The organism is Parafrankia soli, assembly GCF_001854695.1.
GTDB lineage: Bacteria > Actinomycetota > Actinomycetes > Frankiales > Frankiaceae > Parafrankia > Parafrankia soli.
On the sequence record NZ_MAXA01000246.1, the window covers coordinates 148,269 to 162,860 of the forward strand.

Genomic DNA, 14,592 nt, shown 5'->3' on the forward strand with positions numbered 1-14,592 from the left:
GGACGCCGACGCCGCCCTGACGGGTGGCACCGGTCCGTGAAACCGACGAGGCCCCGGCCTCCGACCGGGGGTGGGAACCGCGTGACGCGGCCTGGTGTCGCTTCTGGCGGCGGGCCTGCTGCCCGCCAGATGTCACCGGCGGGCCCCAGGGCCCGCCGGTGATGGTCGGCCGGGCCAGTGGCCCGCCGACCGTCATCAGCCCTGGCGCTGCTTGTGGCGCAGGTTGTCGCAGATGACCATGACACGCCCGTGACGGCGGATCACCTTGCACTTGTCGCAGATCTTCTTCACGCTCGGCTTGACCTTCACGGCCGCACGAACCTCCACACGCAGCCGTGGGCCGCGCTCGCTGGTGAGATGACGACTACTTGTAGCGGTAGACGATGCGACCGCGGGACAGGTCGTATGGCGAGAGCTCCACCACCACCCGGTCCTCGGGAAGGATCCGGATGTAGTGCTGACGCATCTTGCCACTGATGTGGGCGAGAACACGATGACCGTTCTGGAGCTCCACCCGGAACATGGCGTTCGGGAGCGGCTCCACCACTCGGCCTTCGATCTCGATGGCCCCGTCCTTCTTCGGCATGTCCTCCGCTGTCCTGACGTCGACGCTGGGATGACGGCCCGGACGCGCATGGGGCGAGCGATCGAGCACCCGAGAGTGCGCTCACGCGGGGTCACCGCGCGGGGTCACCGTACGAAACGATGGACACCGACAACGCTGTAGACCGTCGACTCATGAGTGTACGTGCCGCATCCGTCAAGGGCCAACACGGGCCCCACACGACCCTGATCGGACCGACGGGCAGGGCTGATCGCTCAGCCTGTGGGTGCGTCGGCGGGCTGCCCGCAGACCACACCCAGCTCCGCGAACCTCGCCACGCCGCCGTCGGGCTCGGTGAGCACCCACGGACCACGCGGGGTGACAGCGACGGAGTGCTCGGTGTGGGCGGCGAGCGAGCCGTCCTTGGTCGCGACCGTCCACTCGTCCTCGAGGATGACGGTGTCCGGCGAGCCAAGAGTGATCATCGGCTCGATCGCGAGCGCGACGCCCTCGACCAGCTTCATCCCCCGGCCGGCCCGGCCGTAGTTCAGCACATGCGGCGGCTGGTGCATCTCCGACCCGATGCCGTGACCGCCGTAGTGGTCGACGATGCCGTAGCCGTGAGGGAGGATGTGCCGTTCGACCGCGTTGCTGATGTCCGTCAGCCGGCCGCCGAGCTGCGCGGCGGCAAGGCCGCGCCACAGGGCCTCGTCGCAGACCCGGAGCATGTCCAGGACCTCGGAGGGCACCTCGCCGACCGGGACGGTGATCGCGGCGTCGCCGTGCCAGCCGTCGACGATCGCGCCGCAGTCGATGGAGATGATGTCCCCCTCGCGCAGCACCCGGCGCCGGCTGGGGATCGCGTGGACCACCTCGTTGTTCACCGAGCTACAGATCGAGGCCGGGTACGGAGGGTGCGCGTAGCCCTTGAAGGACGGGATGCCCCCGTCGGCACGGATCGTCTTCTCCGCGAGGGCGTCGAGATCCTCCGTGGTGATGCCCGGAGCCACCGCCGCGCGCAAGGCCGCCAGGGTCTTCGCGACGAGCAGCCCGGCCACCCGCATCTTGGCGATCTCGGATGCCGTCTTGATCTGGACGTGCTCTCGTCGTGCCACGCTCTACCCGGTCCCGTCCCTCAGTAGTGTTCGCGACGTACAGGTGCCCGTCGCCTCGTCTGAGCCCGGCCGGGGTCCGAACCCCGCCGGCGCTGCCGCCCCGGCACGGGCCTGCCGCGCCCATATCCCCCGTCGGCGCGCTCCCGCGTCCGTTCCCCTACCGACGATAACCGTCCGCGGTGACCGAGATGAGGGCTCGTTCGTCAAGAGCGGATGTCCCCGGCGAAAAACGTGCGCGCATGGCGCCTGCGAGCCGCAGGACCTCAACTGCCCGGGGCCCCGTAGTCCGGGGCCCGCCGACCTGCCTGCGAGGCCCTCAGGGGCCGCACGGCGCCAGGCCACGGGCAGCCCCGCCGCCTGGCCTCGGACCACCGCAGCCGTGTCCATGCCCGGGACCGCCGCGCTCCGGAACGCCGGGCCTCGGGCCGCCGAGCCCGCGTTCCGTGCGGGAAACGCAGGAGACGCGAGGTATGGCGGAGTCACGGCGCGGCGAGCGGGGCGGCCTCGGTCAGTCGCCGTAGTGGCGCAGCGCGTCCAGGGCACGATCGGTCACGTTGTCGACCGGGCCGGTCGCGTCGATGCCGATGAGCACGCCCTTGGCCGCGTAGTAGGCGACAAGCGGGGAGGTCTGCTCCGCATACACCTCGAGGCGGTGGCGCACCGTCTCAGGACGGTCGTCATCGCGCTGGAACAGCTCCCCCGAGCACCGGTCACAGATTCCCTCGACCCGGGACGGGTCGAAGTCGAGGTGCCAGATGTGCCCGCAGTTCCGGCAGGTCCGCCGGCCGGAGAGCCGCCGCACCACCTCGTCGTCGTCGACGACCAACTCGAGGACCACATCGAGACGCGTACCCATCGCGTCCAGCATTCCGCCGAGCACCTCGGCCTGCGGGACGTTGCGCGGGAAGCCGTCCAGGAGGAAGCCCTTGACCGCGTCGTCCTCGGCGAGACGGTTGCGCACCATGCCAATGGTGATCTCGTCGGGGACGAGGTCGCCGGAGTCCATGAACGCCTTCGCCTGGACACCAAGTTCGGTTCCCTCGCGGACGTTCGCCCGGAAGATGTCGCCGGTCGAGATCTTCGGAATGGATCTCGCCTGCGCGATGAAGGCAGCCTGCGTCCCCTTGCCGGCGCCTGGCGGTCCGACCAGTACGAGGCGCACTACCGGAGGAATCCTTCGTAGTTGCGCAGCATGAGCTGGCTTTCAATCTGTTTCACGGTCTCCAGCCCCACTCCCACCATGATCAGAACCGAGGTACCAGCAAACGGGAAGGGCTGGTCCTTCGTCAGGTTGAGAAGCGCCAACGGCAACACCGTGATGACCCCCAGGAACAGCGAGCCAGGGAGGGTGATGCGGGACAGCACGTGATCCAGGTATTCGGCCGTGGGCCGGCCGGGTCGGATCCCGGGGATGAACCCGCCGTACTTTCTCATGTTGTCGGCGACCTCCGTCGGGTTGAAGGTGATCGCGACATAGAAGTACGTGAAGAAGATGATCAGCGCACCGTAGGCCACGAGRTAGAGCGGGTGGTCCCCGCGGGACAGGTAGCGCTGCTCGAAGTCCTGGAAGGTCTGGTTGCTCCACATCTGGCCCACGAGCTGCGGGAGCTGGAGCAGCGAGGAGGCGAAGATGACCGGGATGATGCCGGCCTGGTTCACCTTGATCGGGAGGTAGGTCGACGTCCCGCCGTACATCCGGCGCCCGATCAGCCGCTTCGCGTACTGCACCGGGATGCGGCGCTGCGACTGCTCGACGAACACCACGAACACCACGATGGCCAGACCGAGCAGGATCACGAGACTGAACACGACGCCACCGGCGACCTGGAGGATCCGTCCGCCCTGGGAGGGCAGGGCCGCCGCGATCGAGGTGAAGATCAGCAGGGACATGCCGTTGCCCACGCCGCGGGCGGTGATCAGCTCACCCATCCACATGATGACCGCGGTTCCAGCGGTCATAGTGATCACGATGGTGACGATGCGGAAGAGGCTCGTGTCCGGGATGATCTGGGCGCTGCAGCCAGGGAAGAGYCGGCCGCTACGGGCGAGCGCCACGATGCCGGTGGCCTGGAGGACACCCAGGGCGACCGTCAGGTAACGGGTGTACTGGGTGAGCTTCTGCTCACCCGAGCTGCCTTCCTTCTTGAGCTGCTCAAGCCGCGGAATCACCACCACCAGAAGCTGGATGATGATGCTGGAGGTGATGTACGGCATGATGCCGAGCGCGAACACCGAGAGCTGAAGGAGAGCGCCACCGCTGAAGAGGTTGATCAGCGAGTACACGTTGTTGCTTTCGGCGCTGGCCGAGTCCAGACACGCGTTCACCGCCGCCGTGGAGACGCCGGGCGACGGCATGACGCTGCCGAACCGGAACAGGACGACGATGCCGAGGGTGAAGAGCAGTTTCTTCCGCAGGTCGGGCGTGCGGAAGGCCCGCGTGAAGGCGGTGAGCACGACTCCTCCTGCTGATCCTTACGGCTGACGGGACGGACTCGATGTCCGGTACGGATCGCCGCTGGCCGCCGAAGCCGACCGTACGCGGTGAGGCGACTCTAACAGCACCCGAGGCCCACTCGTCCGGACATCACTCGCGGTAGGCACCGGTGTACTCGAGACTCAGAGCGAGGAGGCACCTGTTGCAGCGTTACCGGCGAGCCCTTACACCGCCTGCCGGCCTCCTCCGCACCCCACAGCGGCCACTACGCGGCGTCACGATTCAGGGCCCCGCACTCGGGTCATCCGACGGCCACCAGGCTCGCGGTGACACCGGCGACCGACTGCGGTGCGCTGGCCGGAGAACGCACGAACGCCTCGGGACGGGTAGGTCACCCCACCCGTCCCGAGGCACTCTCACGCCTGGGTGACACTGCCCCCGGCGGCTTCGATCTTCTGCTTCGCCGAACCGGAGAAGGCATGCGCCGTCACCTGGACGGCCACGCCGATCTCACCGTCGCCGAGCACCTTCACCAGCGACTTGCCCCGAACCGCGCCGGCTGCGACCAGCTCGTCGACGCCGATCGTGCCGCCGTCGGGGAACAGCTCCTCCAGGGTGGCGACGTTCACCACCTGGTACTCGGTGCGGAACCGGTTACGGAAGCCCTTGAGCTTGGGAACCCGCATGTGCAGGGGCATCTGGCCGCCCTCGAAGCGCGCCGGCACCTGCTTGCGTGCCTTCGAGCCCTTGGTACCACGGCCGGCCGTCTTGCCCTTGGAACCCTCACCGCGGCCCACCCGCTGCTTCTTCTTGTGGGCACCCGGCGCCGGGCGAAGGTGGTGGACCTTCAGCCCGCGGCCGCGCTCCTGCGCGGTGGCGGAGTCCGACTTCTCCAGCGTCTTCTCGGCCATCAGGAGTCCACCTCCTCGACCCGGACGAGATGGGTCACGGTCGCGATCATCCCGAGAACCTCGGGACGGTCGTCACGGACGGTGCTCGCGTTGATCTTGCGCAGCCCCAGCGTGCGCAGCGTCTCGCGCTGGTTGCGGGTGCCGCCGATCCCGGAGCGGATCTGGGTGATGCGCAGCTTGGCCATTACGCACCGACCCCGGCCGCCCGCGCACGCAGCATCGCCGGCGGAGCGACATCCTCCAGCGGCAGCCCACGGCGGGCGGCGATCTCCTCGGGACGCATCAACCCGCGCAGCGCGGCGACGGTCGCATGCACGATGTTGATCGGGTTGGACGACCCGAGCGACTTCGACAGTACGTCGTGCACCCCGGCGCACTCCAGCACGGCGCGCACCGGACCACCGGCGATGACACCGGTACCGGGCGAGGCGGGCTTGAGCAGCACGACCCCGGCGGCCTCCTCACCCTGCACCGGGTGCGGGATGGTGGAGCCGATGCGCGGGACCTTGAAGAAGTGCTTCTTGGCCTCCTCGACCCCCTTGGCGATCGCCGCGGGGACCTCCTTGGCCTTTCCGTAGCCGACGCCGACGGTGCCGTCCGCGTCGCCCACCACGACGAGCGCCGTGAAGCTGAACCGACGCCCGCCCTTCACGACCTTCGCCACGCGGTTGATGGCGACGACCCGCTCGACATAAGCGGTCTTCTCCTGCGCCGGGCCACCGCCCGAACGGTCGCGGCGCTCGCGGCGGTCGGAACCGCCGGAGCCGCCTCCGCGGCGCTGCTGGCCTGGCATCTAGAACATCTCCCTAGTGGATGTGATCATCAGAAGTTCAGCCCGCCCTCGCGGGCCGCGTCCGCCAGCGCGGCGATCCGCCCGTGGTACGTACGACCGCCCCGGTCGAACACCACGGCGTCGATCCCGGCGGCGCGGGCGCGCTCGGCGACGAGCCGACCGACCTCGCGGGCCTTGGCGCTCTTGTCCCCGTCGGAGGCGCGCAGCCCGTCCTCCAACGTGGACGCAGAGGCCAGCGTGTGCCCGGCGACGTCGTCGATGACCTGGGCGTAGATGTGCCGCGAGGACCGGGTGACGACGAGACGCGGCCGGATCGGGGTGCCCGACACCTTCTTGCGCACGCGGACGTGGCGGCGGAGCTTGGCCGTCCGCCGGCGCGCACTGGCGCTGAGGCTCACTGCCATGTCTGTCTACCTACTTCCCGGTCTTCCCGACCTTGCGGCGAACGACCTCGCCCTGGTACCGCACACCCTTGCCCTTGTAGGGGTCGGGCTTGCGCAGTMCGCGGATCTTGGCGGCGACCTCGCCCACCTGCTGCTTGTCGATGCCGTGCACGACGAAGCGGGTGGGGGTCTGCACCTCGAACCGGATCCCCTCAGGGGCCTTCACCGGTACCGGGTGGCTGTAGCCGAGGGCGAACTCGAGGTCCGAGCCGCGGGCCTGGACCCGGTATCCGACTCCGACGATCTCCAGAGTCTTCGAGTACCCGGCGGTGACCCCGACGACCATGTTGGACACCAGGGTGCGGGTGAGGCCGTGCAGCGCGCGGCTACGCCGCTCGTCGTTCGGCCGGTTGACGATGAGCTGACCGTCCTCGCGGACGACCTCGATCGGCTCCGCGACCGTGTGGCTCAGCGAGCCCTTGGGGCCCTTGATCGTGACCTTGGGGCCGTCGAGAGAGATCTCCACGCCGGTGGGAACACTGATGGGCTGGCGCCCGATCCGTGACATCGTTCGCCTTCCTTACCAGACGTAGGCGAGGACTTCCCCGCCCACGCGCCGCTTGCCGGCCTGCCTGTCGGTCAGAAGACCCGACGAGGTGGAGATGATCGCGACGCCCAGGCCACCGAGGACCTTCGGCAGGTTCGTCGACTTCGCGTACACACGCAGACCCGGCTTGCTGATCCGCTTCACACCCGCGATCGACCGCTCCCGGTTGGGGCCGTACTTCAGGTCGACGATCAGCGTGCGGCCGACCGCGCCTTCGGCGGGGTCCTCGACGTGCCAGCCGAGGATGTAGCCCTCCTGCTGGAGGATCTCGGCGATGTGCGTCTTGATCTTGCTGTGCGGCATCACCACCCGGTCGTGATAAGCCCGGTTGGCGTTGCGGACACGGGTGAGCATGTCCGCGATCGGATCGGTCATCGTCATGGCTTGACGCCTTTCTCACGGGGGTTCCCGCCGCTCGCGCACGAGGTGCGCGGGCCTACCGCGATCGTGTGTTGAACTACCAGGAGCTCTTGGTCACGCCGGGCAGCTCGCCGCGGTGGGCCATCTGCCGCAGGCACACCCGGCACAGGCCGAACACCCGGTAGACGGAGCGCGGACGGCCACACCGCTGGCAGCGGGTGTAGCCGCGGACGGCGTACTTGGGCTTGCGGGCGGCCTTTTCGACCAGCGCCTTCTTCGCCATTTCTCAGCTCTCCCGGAACGGGAAGCCCAGCGCCCTCAGCAGCGCCCGGCCCTCGTCGTCGTTGGTCGCGGTGGTCACGACCGTGATGTCCATGCCCCGGACCCGGTCGATCCGGTCGATGTCGATCTCGTGGAAGATCGACTGCTCGATGACGCCGAACGTGTAGTTCCCGGCGCCGTCGAACTGCTTCGGCGAGAGCCCGCGGAAGTCGCGGATGCGGGGAAGYGCGATCGTGACCAGACGGTCCAGGAACTCCCACATCCGGTCACCGCGCAGGGTCACCTTCGCCCCGATGGGCTGGCCCTCGCGCAGCTTGAACTGGGCGATGGACTTCTTCGCCCGGCGCACCGCCGGCTTCTGGCCGGTGATGGCCGCCAGGTCCCTGGTCGCGCCGTCGATCAGCTTCGCGTCCCGGGCCGCGTCGCCGACGCCCATGTTGACGACGACCTTCACCACGCCGGGGATCTGCATGACGTTGCCGTAGGAGAACTCCTCCCGCAGCGCCGGGGCGATCTCCTCGCGGTACCGCTGCTTCAGCCGCGGGACCGGCCGGGCTTCCGTGGTCACACTCATGTCTCGTTTCCTAGCCTTGCGCCGGGGGCCTAGAGCTCGGCACCGGTGCGGCGCGAGATCCGGACCTTGGTGCCGTCGTCGTTGAAGCGGTAACCGACGCGGGTCGGACGGCCGTCGGACGGGTCGACGATCATCACGTTGCTGACGTGGATCGGCGCCTCCTGGGTGACGATCCCGCCGGACTGCGAGCCACGCGAGCTCTGCTGGACGCGGGTGTGCCGGGTGACCCGGTTGGCGCCCTCGACCACGACCTTGTTCTGGTCGGGGATGGCCCGGATGACCTTGCCCTTCAGGCCGCGGTCCTTGCCCGTGACGATCTGGACCGTGTCGCCCTTCTTGATCTTCATACCGGCCACGGTCTACAGCACCTCCGGCGCCAGCGAAATAATCTTCATGAAACGCTTGTCCCGCAGCTCGCGGCCGACCGGCCCGAAGATGCGGGTACCACGGGGGTCTCCCCCGTCCCGGATGAGCACCGCGGCGTTCTCGTCGAAACGGATGTAGGAGCCGTCCGGGCGCCGCCGTTCCTTCTTGGTGCGCACCACGACCGCMTTGACCACGTCGCCGCGCTTCACGCCGGCGCCGGGCAGGGCGTCCTTCACCGTGCCGACGATGATGTCGCCGATCCCCGCGTAACGACGCCCAGAGCCGCCGAGCACCCGGATGCACAGAATTTCCCTGGCTCCGGTGTTGTCGGCGACCCGAAGTCGCGACTCCTGCTGAATCACTTTCCGCTCCTGATCACCCGTTGCCGCCCGACCGCCGCCGACCGGCTCTACTCACTGCCACCGGTGACGACCGCGAGGTCTGCGTGTCCGGCCGGCGGCGGGCCCGCCTCACGCGAGCCCTGCCACCGGCCGATCCACCGCGATCCCCAGAGGGACCTACTTCGCCTTCTCGAGGATCTGGACGACCCGCCAGCGCTTGGTGGCCGACAGCGGCCGCGTCTCCATCAGCAGGACGCGGTCGCCGACACCGACGGTGCCGTTCTCGTCGTGCGCCTTGACCCTCTTGGTACGGCGGATCGTCTTGCCGTAGAGCGGGTGCTGGACCCGGTCCTCGACAGCGACGACCACCGTCTTCTGCATCTTGCCGCTGATCACCAGACCCTCACGCACCTTRCGGAAGCCGCGCTCGGAAGGCGCCTCCGCGGTGCTGGGGGTGGGGATGCTGTCCGTGCTGACTTCGCTCACGTCTTCTCCGCTCACTGCGCTCACGCCCGATCCGACTCGGCGGCGTCCACCGCGACGGCCGGATCGCCGCTCATCCCGAGCTCGCGCTCACGCATGACCGTGTAGATCCGGGCGATGTCCCGGCGGACGTCACGCAGCCGGCGGTTGTTGCGAAGCTGCCCGGTCGCGGCCTGGAAGCGGAGGTTGAACAGCTCCTCCTTGGCCTCGCGCAGCTTGTCGACCAACTCGGTGGCGGGCAGGCTGCGCAGGTCGTCCGTTGTCGTGACGGCCATCAGGCACCACCCTCACGGGTCACGAAACGGCACTTCATCGGCAGCTTGTGGATGGCGCGCCGCATCGCCTCACGGGCGACCGGCTCGGCCACGCCGGAAAGCTCGAACATGATGCGTCCGGGCTTCACGTTCGCGACCCACCACTCCGGCGAGCCCTTGCCGGAACCCATCCGGGTCTCGGCGGGCTTCTTCGTCAGCGGGCGGTCCGGATAGATGTTGATCCAGACCTTTCCACCACGCCGGATGTGCCGGGTCATCGCGATACGCGCCGACTCGATCTGCCGGTTCGTCACGTAGGCCGACTCCAGCGACTGGATCGCGTACTCACCGAAGGCGATCCTGGTGCCGCCCTTGGCCGCGCCCGTCCGCTTCGGGTGGTGCTGCTTGCGGTGCGCGACCTTCCGGGGAATAAGCATGTTTTCCTAACCCTCCGCCTTCTCCGGCGCGCCCTGGGCCTCGGCGGTCGTCGCTGCGGCCGGGGCCGCGGTGGTCTCGGGCGTGACCGCCGGGGTCTCCACCGGCGTGCCCTCGACCGCGGCCGACTCGGTCGCCGGCTTCTCCGCCGGGGCCTTCTCGGCGGCGGAAGCCTTCTCCGCCGAGCCGCCACCGCCACCGCTGCCACCACGACCGCGGCGGTCGCCGGCGCGGGCCGCGGCCCGACCGGCGTCCGTCCCGCCCTGCGTGGTGCCGGACGAGCCCGAGCGCGGCCCGCGGCGCGGGCGCTCCCGGCGCTGCTGACGCAGCAGGGCCTCCTGGGCCTCCCGCTCCGCGCGGCTCTGGACGATGTCGCCCTTGTAGATCCAGACCTTCACGCCGATACGGCCGAAGTTCGTCCGGGCCTCGTAGAAGCCGTAGTCGATGTCCGCGCGCAGCGTGTGCAGCGGCACCCGGCCCTCGCGGTAGAACTCCGACCGGCTCATCTCGGCGCCGCCGAGGCGGCCCGAGCACTGGACCCGGATTCCCTTGGCGCCGCTCTTCATCGCGGACTGCATCGCCTTACGCATCGCGCGGCGGAAGCTGACCCGGCTGGAGAGCTGCTCGGCGACGCCCTGCGCCACGAGCTGCGCGTCGACCTCGGGGTTCTTCACCTCGAGGATGTTGAGCTGCACCTGCTTGCCGGTCAGCTTCTCGAGGTCACCGCGGATGCGGTCGGCCTCGGCGCCACGCCGGCCGATCACGATGCCCGGGCGGGCGGTGTGGATGTCCACCCGCAGCCGACCCTGGGTGCGCTCGATGTCGACCCGGCTGATGCCGGCCCGCTCCATGCCCTTGGACATCATCTTGCGAATCTTGACGTCCTCACCGACGTACGCCTTGTACTGCTTGTCGGCGTACCAACGGGAGGTGAACTCCGACGTGATGCCAAGTCGGAACCCGTGCGGGTTTACCTTCTGCCCCACTACCGGGCCCTCCTTGTAGTCCTGGCGCCGGCGCCAGTGGACACCGGTTCCCGGCTCTCCACCACGACCGTGATGTGGCTGGTGCGCTTGCGGATCCGGTAGGCCCGGCCCTGCGCGCGCGGCCGGATGCGCTTGAGCGTCGGCCCCTCGTCCACATAGGCGGCGCCGATCCACAGCGTCGCCGGGTCGAGGTTGTGGTTGTTCTCCGCGTTCGCCACCGCGCTCGCCACGACCTTGTAGACATCCGTGCTCGCCGCCTGGGGCGCGAACCGGAGGATGTCGAGCGCCTCGCTCGCGGACCGGCCGCGGACCAGGTCGACGACCCGACGGGCCTTGGTCGGCGAGGTGTGCACGTATCGAGCGGTCGCCTTCGCGCCGGGCAGGCCGGCGCGGGTCAGGCCGTCGACGAGGTCGTCAGCCACGGCGTGACCTCCGGTCCTCCTTGACGTGCCCGCGGAAGGTGCGCGTGGGCGCGAACTCGCCGAGCTTGTGCCCGACCATTCCCTCGGTGATGAACACGGGGACGTGCTTGCGCCCGTCGTGCACGGCGATGGTGTGGCCCAGCATGTCGGGGATCACGGTCGAACGACGCGACCAGGTCCGGATGACGTGCTTGGTGCCCTTGGCGTTCTGCGCGTCCACCTTCTTGAGCAGGTGGTCGTCGACGAACGGGCCCTTTTTCAGACTGCGTGGCATGGCTGTGTCTCCTCCTTCCTGCTCAGTGGTGGGTGYGGATCGAGCTGGCCGGCGGCCGGGYGAGCAGAGTCATGACTACCGCCGCCTGTTCTGCTTGCGGCGCCGGACGATCAGCGCGTCGCTGGACTTCTTGGTGCGGCGGGTGCGGCCCTCCGGACGGCCCTTCGGGTTGACCGGGTGGCGGCCACCGGAGGTCTTGCCCTCACCACCACCGTGCGGGTGGTCGACCGGGTTCATCGCGACACCACGCACGGTGGGCCGACGGCCCTTCCAGCGCATGCGGCCGGCCTTGCCCCAGTTGATGTTGCTCTGCTCGGCGTTGCCGACCTCGCCGACGGTGGCGCGGCAGCGCACGTCGACGTTGCGGATCTCACCGGAGGGCATCCGGAGCTGGGCGTACGGCCCGTCCTTCGCGACGAGCTGCACACTGGTGCCGGCGCTGCGAGCGATCTTGGCGCCGCCGCCGGGACGCAGCTCGATGGCGTGGACCACGGTGCCGGTCGGGATGTTGCGCAGCGGCAGGGCGTTGCCCGGCTTGATGTCCGCGCCGACACCYGAGCTGACCATGTCGCCCTGGTGCAGCTTCACCGGGGCGAGGATGTAGCGCTTCTCGCCGTCGACGTAGTGCAGCAGGGCGATCCGCGCGGTGCGGTTCGGGTCGTACTCGATGTGCGCGACCTTGGCCGGCACGCCGTCCTTGTCCCGCCGGAAGTCGATGATCCGGTAGGCCCGCTTGTGGCCGCCGCCCTGGTGGCGGGTCGTGATCCGCCCGTGGACGTTGCGGCCGCCCTTGGAGTGCAACGGGCGAACGAGCGACTTCTCGGGGTGATCACGGGTGATCTCGACGAAGTCGGCGACGCTCGACCCACGACGCCCCGGCGTCGTCGGCTTGTACCTGCGAATACCCATGCTCTACTTCCGATCCGACGCCGGGCCGAGCGGCACCCGGGTACGCCCCACGCGGGTGTCAGGCACCGGGGCCTCCGAAGATCTCAATGCTGTCACCGGGCGCGAGGCTGACGAGCGCCCGCTTGGTGGCCGAGCGGTGTCCCCAGCCGTGCTTGGTCCGCTTGCGCTTGCCCGCCCGGTTGATCGTGTTGACCCGGGTGACCCGCACGTTGAAGATCTTCTGCACGGCGAGCTTGATCTGGGTCTTGTTCGCGTCGGGGCGGACGATGAACGTGTAGACGTTCTCGTCGAGCAGGCCGTAGCTCTTCTCGGAGACGACCGGCCGGAGAATGATGTCTCGCGGGTCGGGGATCACTTGTCCTCCTCCTCGCCGGCTGAGGTCGCCGGACGGGAGGCGCGACCGAGGTACGCGGTGAGCGCGCCCTCGGTGAACACCACGTCGTCACTCACCAGCACGTCGTAGGTGTTGAGCTGGCCCGGGTCGAGCAGGTGGACCTCGGCCACGTTGCGCAGGCTGAGCCAGGTCAGCTCGTCCGAGCGGAGGGCCACGACCAGGACGCGGCGCGCGTCCACCAGGCTGGTCAGCGCGGCCACAGCCGACTTGGTCGACGGGGTGTCACCGGCGACCAGCGACGAGACCACGTGCAGCCGGTTGTTGCGGGCCCGGTCCGACAGGGCCCCGCGCAGCGCGGCGGCCTTCATCTTCTTGGGTGTCCGCTGGTCGTAGTTGCGCGGCGTCGGGCCGTGGACGATGCCACCGCCGGTGAACTGCGGCGCGCGCAGCGAGCCCTGCCGTGCCCGGCCGGTGCCCTTCTGGCGGTACGGCTTACGCCCACCGCCACGGACCTCGCCGCGGGTCTTCGTGGAGTGCGTGCCCTGCCGGGCCGCGGCGAGCTGCGCCACGACGACCTGGTGGATCAGCGGCACGTTCACCGGCACGTCGAACACCGCGCCGGGCAGCTCGACGCTGCCGGCGTCGCCGCCCGCGGGGGCGTGCACCGGGACCGTGCGGTCCACCGGCGCGTCCGCCTCGGCGGGGGCTTCCTTCGTCATCGTTGCCGTCGGGCTCATGCCGAGGCCTCCTCACCGGTGCCGGCGGCCGCGGCCGCCACCGGAGCGGCCGGCTCCGGAGCGGGGCGCTTGGCCGCGCTGCGAACGAAGACCAGACCGCCGTCGGGGCCGGGAATCGCACCCTTGATCAGCAGGAAGCCGCGCTCGGTGTCGACGGCGTGGATGGTCAGTCCGGCCACGGTCACACGGTCGTGCCCCATCCGGCCGGCCATCCGCAGGCCCTTGAAGACCCGCCCCGGAGTGGCGCAGCCGCCGACGGAACCCGGCGAGCGGTGCTTGCGCTCGACGCCGTGACCGGCGCCCAGGCCCTTGAAGCCGTGCCGCTTCATGACACCAGCGAAGCCCTTGCCCTTGGAGGTGCCGGTGACGTCGACCACCTGGCCGGCGTCGAACACCTCACCGGTCAGCTGCTGGCCGGGTCGGTAGTTGCCGGCGTCCGCGGTGCGCAGCTCGACGAGGTGCCGCCGGGGAGTGGCACCGGAGGTCTCGAAGTGGCCGCGCATCGGCTTGTTGATCCGGCGCGGGTCGATCTCGCCGTAGCCGAGCTGGACGGCCGAGTAGCCGTCGGAGTCGGGTGTCTTGACCTGGGTCACGACGTTGGGGCCGGCCTGGATGACGGTGACCGGCACGACGCGGTTGTTCGCGTCCCATACCTGGGTCATCCCGAGCTTGGTGCCCAGGAGCCCTCTGTAATTGCGGTTGAGCATGACTGGCGCCGGCCCCTCTTACAGCTTGATCTCGATGTCCACGCCGGCGGGCAGGTCGAGGCGCATCAGCGAGTCGACCGTCTTCGGCGTCGGGTCAAGAATGTCGATCAGCCGCTTGTGCGTCCGCATCTCGAAGTGCTCGCGGCTGTCCTTGTACTTGTGCGGCGACCGGATGACGCAGTAGACGTTCTTCTCCGTCGGCAGCGGCACCGGACCCGCGACCTGCGCACCGGTACGCGTCACGGTCTCGACGATCTTCCGCGCCGAGCTGTCGATGACCTCGTGGTCATAGGCCTTGAGCCGGATGCGGATCTTCTGTGCCGCCATGGTGGGCTTCGCCT

At 69.3% G+C, this 14,592-nt stretch carries 26 protein-coding genes; all 26 read right to left on the reverse strand.

What is annotated here, in order from left to right; genetic code table 11:
* Positions 1 to 195 precede the first annotated feature (195 nt).
* The 26 genes from rpmJ to rpsJ all read right to left on the reverse strand — a co-directional run bounded on the left by rpmJ (position 196) and on the right by rpsJ (position 14,578).
* Positions 196 to 309: a 50S ribosomal protein L36 gene (rpmJ, locus tag BBK14_RS27545; protein WP_003956441.1), complete on the reverse strand. Its 114-nt coding sequence runs from the start codon at positions 307 to 309 to the stop codon at positions 196 to 198.
* Positions 310 to 364: 55 nt separating this feature from the next.
* Positions 365 to 586, reverse strand: a complete 222-nt coding sequence (infA, locus tag BBK14_RS27550) for a translation initiation factor IF-1 (protein WP_006541558.1) — start codon at positions 584 to 586, stop codon at positions 365 to 367.
* 233 nt (positions 587 to 819) lie between these two features.
* Positions 820 to 1,659, reverse strand: a complete 840-nt coding sequence (gene map / locus BBK14_RS27555; RefSeq protein WP_071066137.1) for a type I methionyl aminopeptidase — start codon at positions 1,657 to 1,659, stop codon at positions 820 to 822.
* A gap of 508 nt (positions 1,660 to 2,167) precedes the next feature.
* Positions 2,168 to 2,821 carry an adenylate kinase gene (locus BBK14_RS27560; RefSeq protein WP_020463465.1) on the reverse strand — a complete coding sequence of 218 codons (654 nt, stop codon included), beginning with the start codon at positions 2,819 to 2,821 and terminating at the stop codon, positions 2,168 to 2,170.
* Positions 2,821 to 4,113 carry a preprotein translocase subunit SecY gene (secY, locus tag BBK14_RS27565; protein ID WP_071066138.1) on the reverse strand — a complete coding sequence of 431 codons (1,293 nt, stop codon included), beginning with the start codon at positions 4,111 to 4,113 and terminating at the stop codon, positions 2,821 to 2,823. Before secY ends, BBK14_RS27560 begins: the two co-directional genes overlap by 1 nt.
* A gap of 396 nt (positions 4,114 to 4,509) precedes the next feature.
* Positions 4,510 to 5,004, reverse strand: a complete 495-nt coding sequence (rplO, locus tag BBK14_RS27570; protein ID WP_071066139.1) for a 50S ribosomal protein L15 — start codon at positions 5,002 to 5,004, stop codon at positions 4,510 to 4,512.
* Positions 5,004 to 5,189 carry a 50S ribosomal protein L30 gene (gene rpmD, locus BBK14_RS27575; protein ID WP_020463468.1) on the reverse strand — a complete coding sequence of 62 codons (186 nt, stop codon included), beginning with the start codon at positions 5,187 to 5,189 and terminating at the stop codon, positions 5,004 to 5,006. The genes rplO and rpmD overlap by 1 nt, the downstream gene beginning before the upstream one ends.
* Complete coding sequence (rpsE, locus tag BBK14_RS27580) at positions 5,189 to 5,797, reverse strand: 30S ribosomal protein S5 (RefSeq protein ID WP_018505116.1); 609 nt, start codon at positions 5,795 to 5,797, stop codon at positions 5,189 to 5,191. The genes rpmD and rpsE overlap by 1 nt, the downstream gene beginning before the upstream one ends.
* A 29-nt stretch (positions 5,798 to 5,826) precedes the next feature.
* The gene (gene rplR / locus BBK14_RS27585; RefSeq protein WP_020463469.1) at positions 5,827 to 6,201 is read right to left on the reverse strand and encodes a 50S ribosomal protein L18; all 375 of its coding nucleotides are present in this window, start codon (positions 6,199 to 6,201) and stop codon (positions 5,827 to 5,829) included.
* Positions 6,202 to 6,211: 10 nt separating this feature from the next.
* Positions 6,212 to 6,748: a 50S ribosomal protein L6 gene (gene rplF, locus BBK14_RS27590; RefSeq protein ID WP_071066140.1), complete on the reverse strand. Its 537-nt coding sequence runs from the start codon at positions 6,746 to 6,748 to the stop codon at positions 6,212 to 6,214.
* A 12-nt stretch (positions 6,749 to 6,760) separates the two neighbouring features.
* Positions 6,761 to 7,168 (reverse strand): 30S ribosomal protein S8, encoded by a 408-nt coding sequence (gene rpsH, locus BBK14_RS27595; RefSeq protein WP_018505119.1) that lies wholly within the window; start codon positions 7,166 to 7,168, stop codon positions 6,761 to 6,763.
* Between the two features lie 76 nt (positions 7,169 to 7,244).
* The gene (locus BBK14_RS27600; RefSeq protein WP_006539145.1) at positions 7,245 to 7,430 is read right to left on the reverse strand and encodes a type Z 30S ribosomal protein S14; all 186 of its coding nucleotides are present in this window, start codon (positions 7,428 to 7,430) and stop codon (positions 7,245 to 7,247) included.
* A 3-nt stretch (positions 7,431 to 7,433) separates the two neighbouring features.
* Positions 7,434 to 8,003, reverse strand: coding sequence for a 50S ribosomal protein L5 (rplE, locus tag BBK14_RS27605; RefSeq protein WP_020463471.1), 570 nt, complete (start codon positions 8,001 to 8,003; stop codon positions 7,434 to 7,436).
* 29 nt (positions 8,004 to 8,032) lie between these two features.
* Entirely contained in the window at positions 8,033 to 8,359 is a 327-nt protein-coding gene (gene rplX / locus BBK14_RS27610; RefSeq protein WP_020463472.1) for a 50S ribosomal protein L24, read from the reverse strand.
* Between the two features lie 3 nt (positions 8,360 to 8,362).
* Positions 8,363 to 8,731 (reverse strand): 50S ribosomal protein L14, encoded by a 369-nt coding sequence (rplN, locus tag BBK14_RS27615; protein WP_071066141.1) that lies wholly within the window; start codon positions 8,729 to 8,731, stop codon positions 8,363 to 8,365.
* Positions 8,732 to 8,887: 156 nt separating this feature from the next.
* Positions 8,888 to 9,196 carry a 30S ribosomal protein S17 gene (gene rpsQ / locus BBK14_RS27620; RefSeq protein WP_116430163.1) on the reverse strand — a complete coding sequence of 103 codons (309 nt, stop codon included), beginning with the start codon at positions 9,194 to 9,196 and terminating at the stop codon, positions 8,888 to 8,890.
* Positions 9,197 to 9,216: 20 nt separating this feature from the next.
* On the reverse strand, positions 9,217 to 9,468 hold the full coding sequence (gene rpmC / locus BBK14_RS27625; protein WP_020463474.1) for a 50S ribosomal protein L29: 252 nt from the start codon (positions 9,466 to 9,468) through the stop codon (positions 9,217 to 9,219).
* The gene (gene rplP / locus BBK14_RS27630) at positions 9,468 to 9,884 is read right to left on the reverse strand and encodes a 50S ribosomal protein L16 (protein WP_018505125.1); all 417 of its coding nucleotides are present in this window, start codon (positions 9,882 to 9,884) and stop codon (positions 9,468 to 9,470) included. The genes rpmC and rplP overlap by 1 nt, the downstream gene beginning before the upstream one ends.
* 6 nt (positions 9,885 to 9,890) lie before the next feature.
* Positions 9,891 to 10,868 (reverse strand): 30S ribosomal protein S3, encoded by a 978-nt coding sequence (gene rpsC / locus BBK14_RS27635; protein ID WP_071066143.1) that lies wholly within the window; start codon positions 10,866 to 10,868, stop codon positions 9,891 to 9,893.
* Positions 10,868 to 11,290, reverse strand: coding sequence for a 50S ribosomal protein L22 (gene rplV, locus BBK14_RS27640; RefSeq protein WP_018505127.1), 423 nt, complete (start codon positions 11,288 to 11,290; stop codon positions 10,868 to 10,870). The genes rpsC and rplV overlap by 1 nt, the downstream gene beginning before the upstream one ends.
* On the reverse strand, positions 11,283 to 11,564 hold the full coding sequence (gene rpsS, locus BBK14_RS27645) for a 30S ribosomal protein S19 (RefSeq protein WP_071066144.1): 282 nt from the start codon (positions 11,562 to 11,564) through the stop codon (positions 11,283 to 11,285). The genes rplV and rpsS overlap by 8 nt, the downstream gene beginning before the upstream one ends.
* A gap of 75 nt (positions 11,565 to 11,639) precedes the next feature.
* Positions 11,640 to 12,473, reverse strand: a complete 834-nt coding sequence (gene rplB / locus BBK14_RS27650) for a 50S ribosomal protein L2 (protein ID WP_071066145.1) — start codon at positions 12,471 to 12,473, stop codon at positions 11,640 to 11,642.
* 58 nt (positions 12,474 to 12,531) lie between these two features.
* Positions 12,532 to 12,828 carry a 50S ribosomal protein L23 gene (rplW, locus tag BBK14_RS27655; RefSeq protein WP_018505130.1) on the reverse strand — a complete coding sequence of 99 codons (297 nt, stop codon included), beginning with the start codon at positions 12,826 to 12,828 and terminating at the stop codon, positions 12,532 to 12,534.
* Entirely contained in the window at positions 12,825 to 13,544 is a 720-nt protein-coding gene (gene rplD / locus BBK14_RS27660; protein WP_071066146.1) for a 50S ribosomal protein L4, read from the reverse strand. Before rplD ends, rplW begins: the two co-directional genes overlap by 4 nt.
* A complete protein-coding gene (gene rplC / locus BBK14_RS27665; protein WP_020463478.1) occupies positions 13,541 to 14,251 on the reverse strand; it encodes a 50S ribosomal protein L3 in 711 nt (236 codons plus the stop codon). The genes rplD and rplC overlap by 4 nt, the downstream gene beginning before the upstream one ends.
* Before the next feature lie 18 nt (positions 14,252 to 14,269).
* Positions 14,270 to 14,578: a 30S ribosomal protein S10 gene (gene rpsJ / locus BBK14_RS27670; protein ID WP_006539131.1), complete on the reverse strand. Its 309-nt coding sequence runs from the start codon at positions 14,576 to 14,578 to the stop codon at positions 14,270 to 14,272.
* Between the last annotated feature and the right edge of the window lie 14 nt (positions 14,579 to 14,592).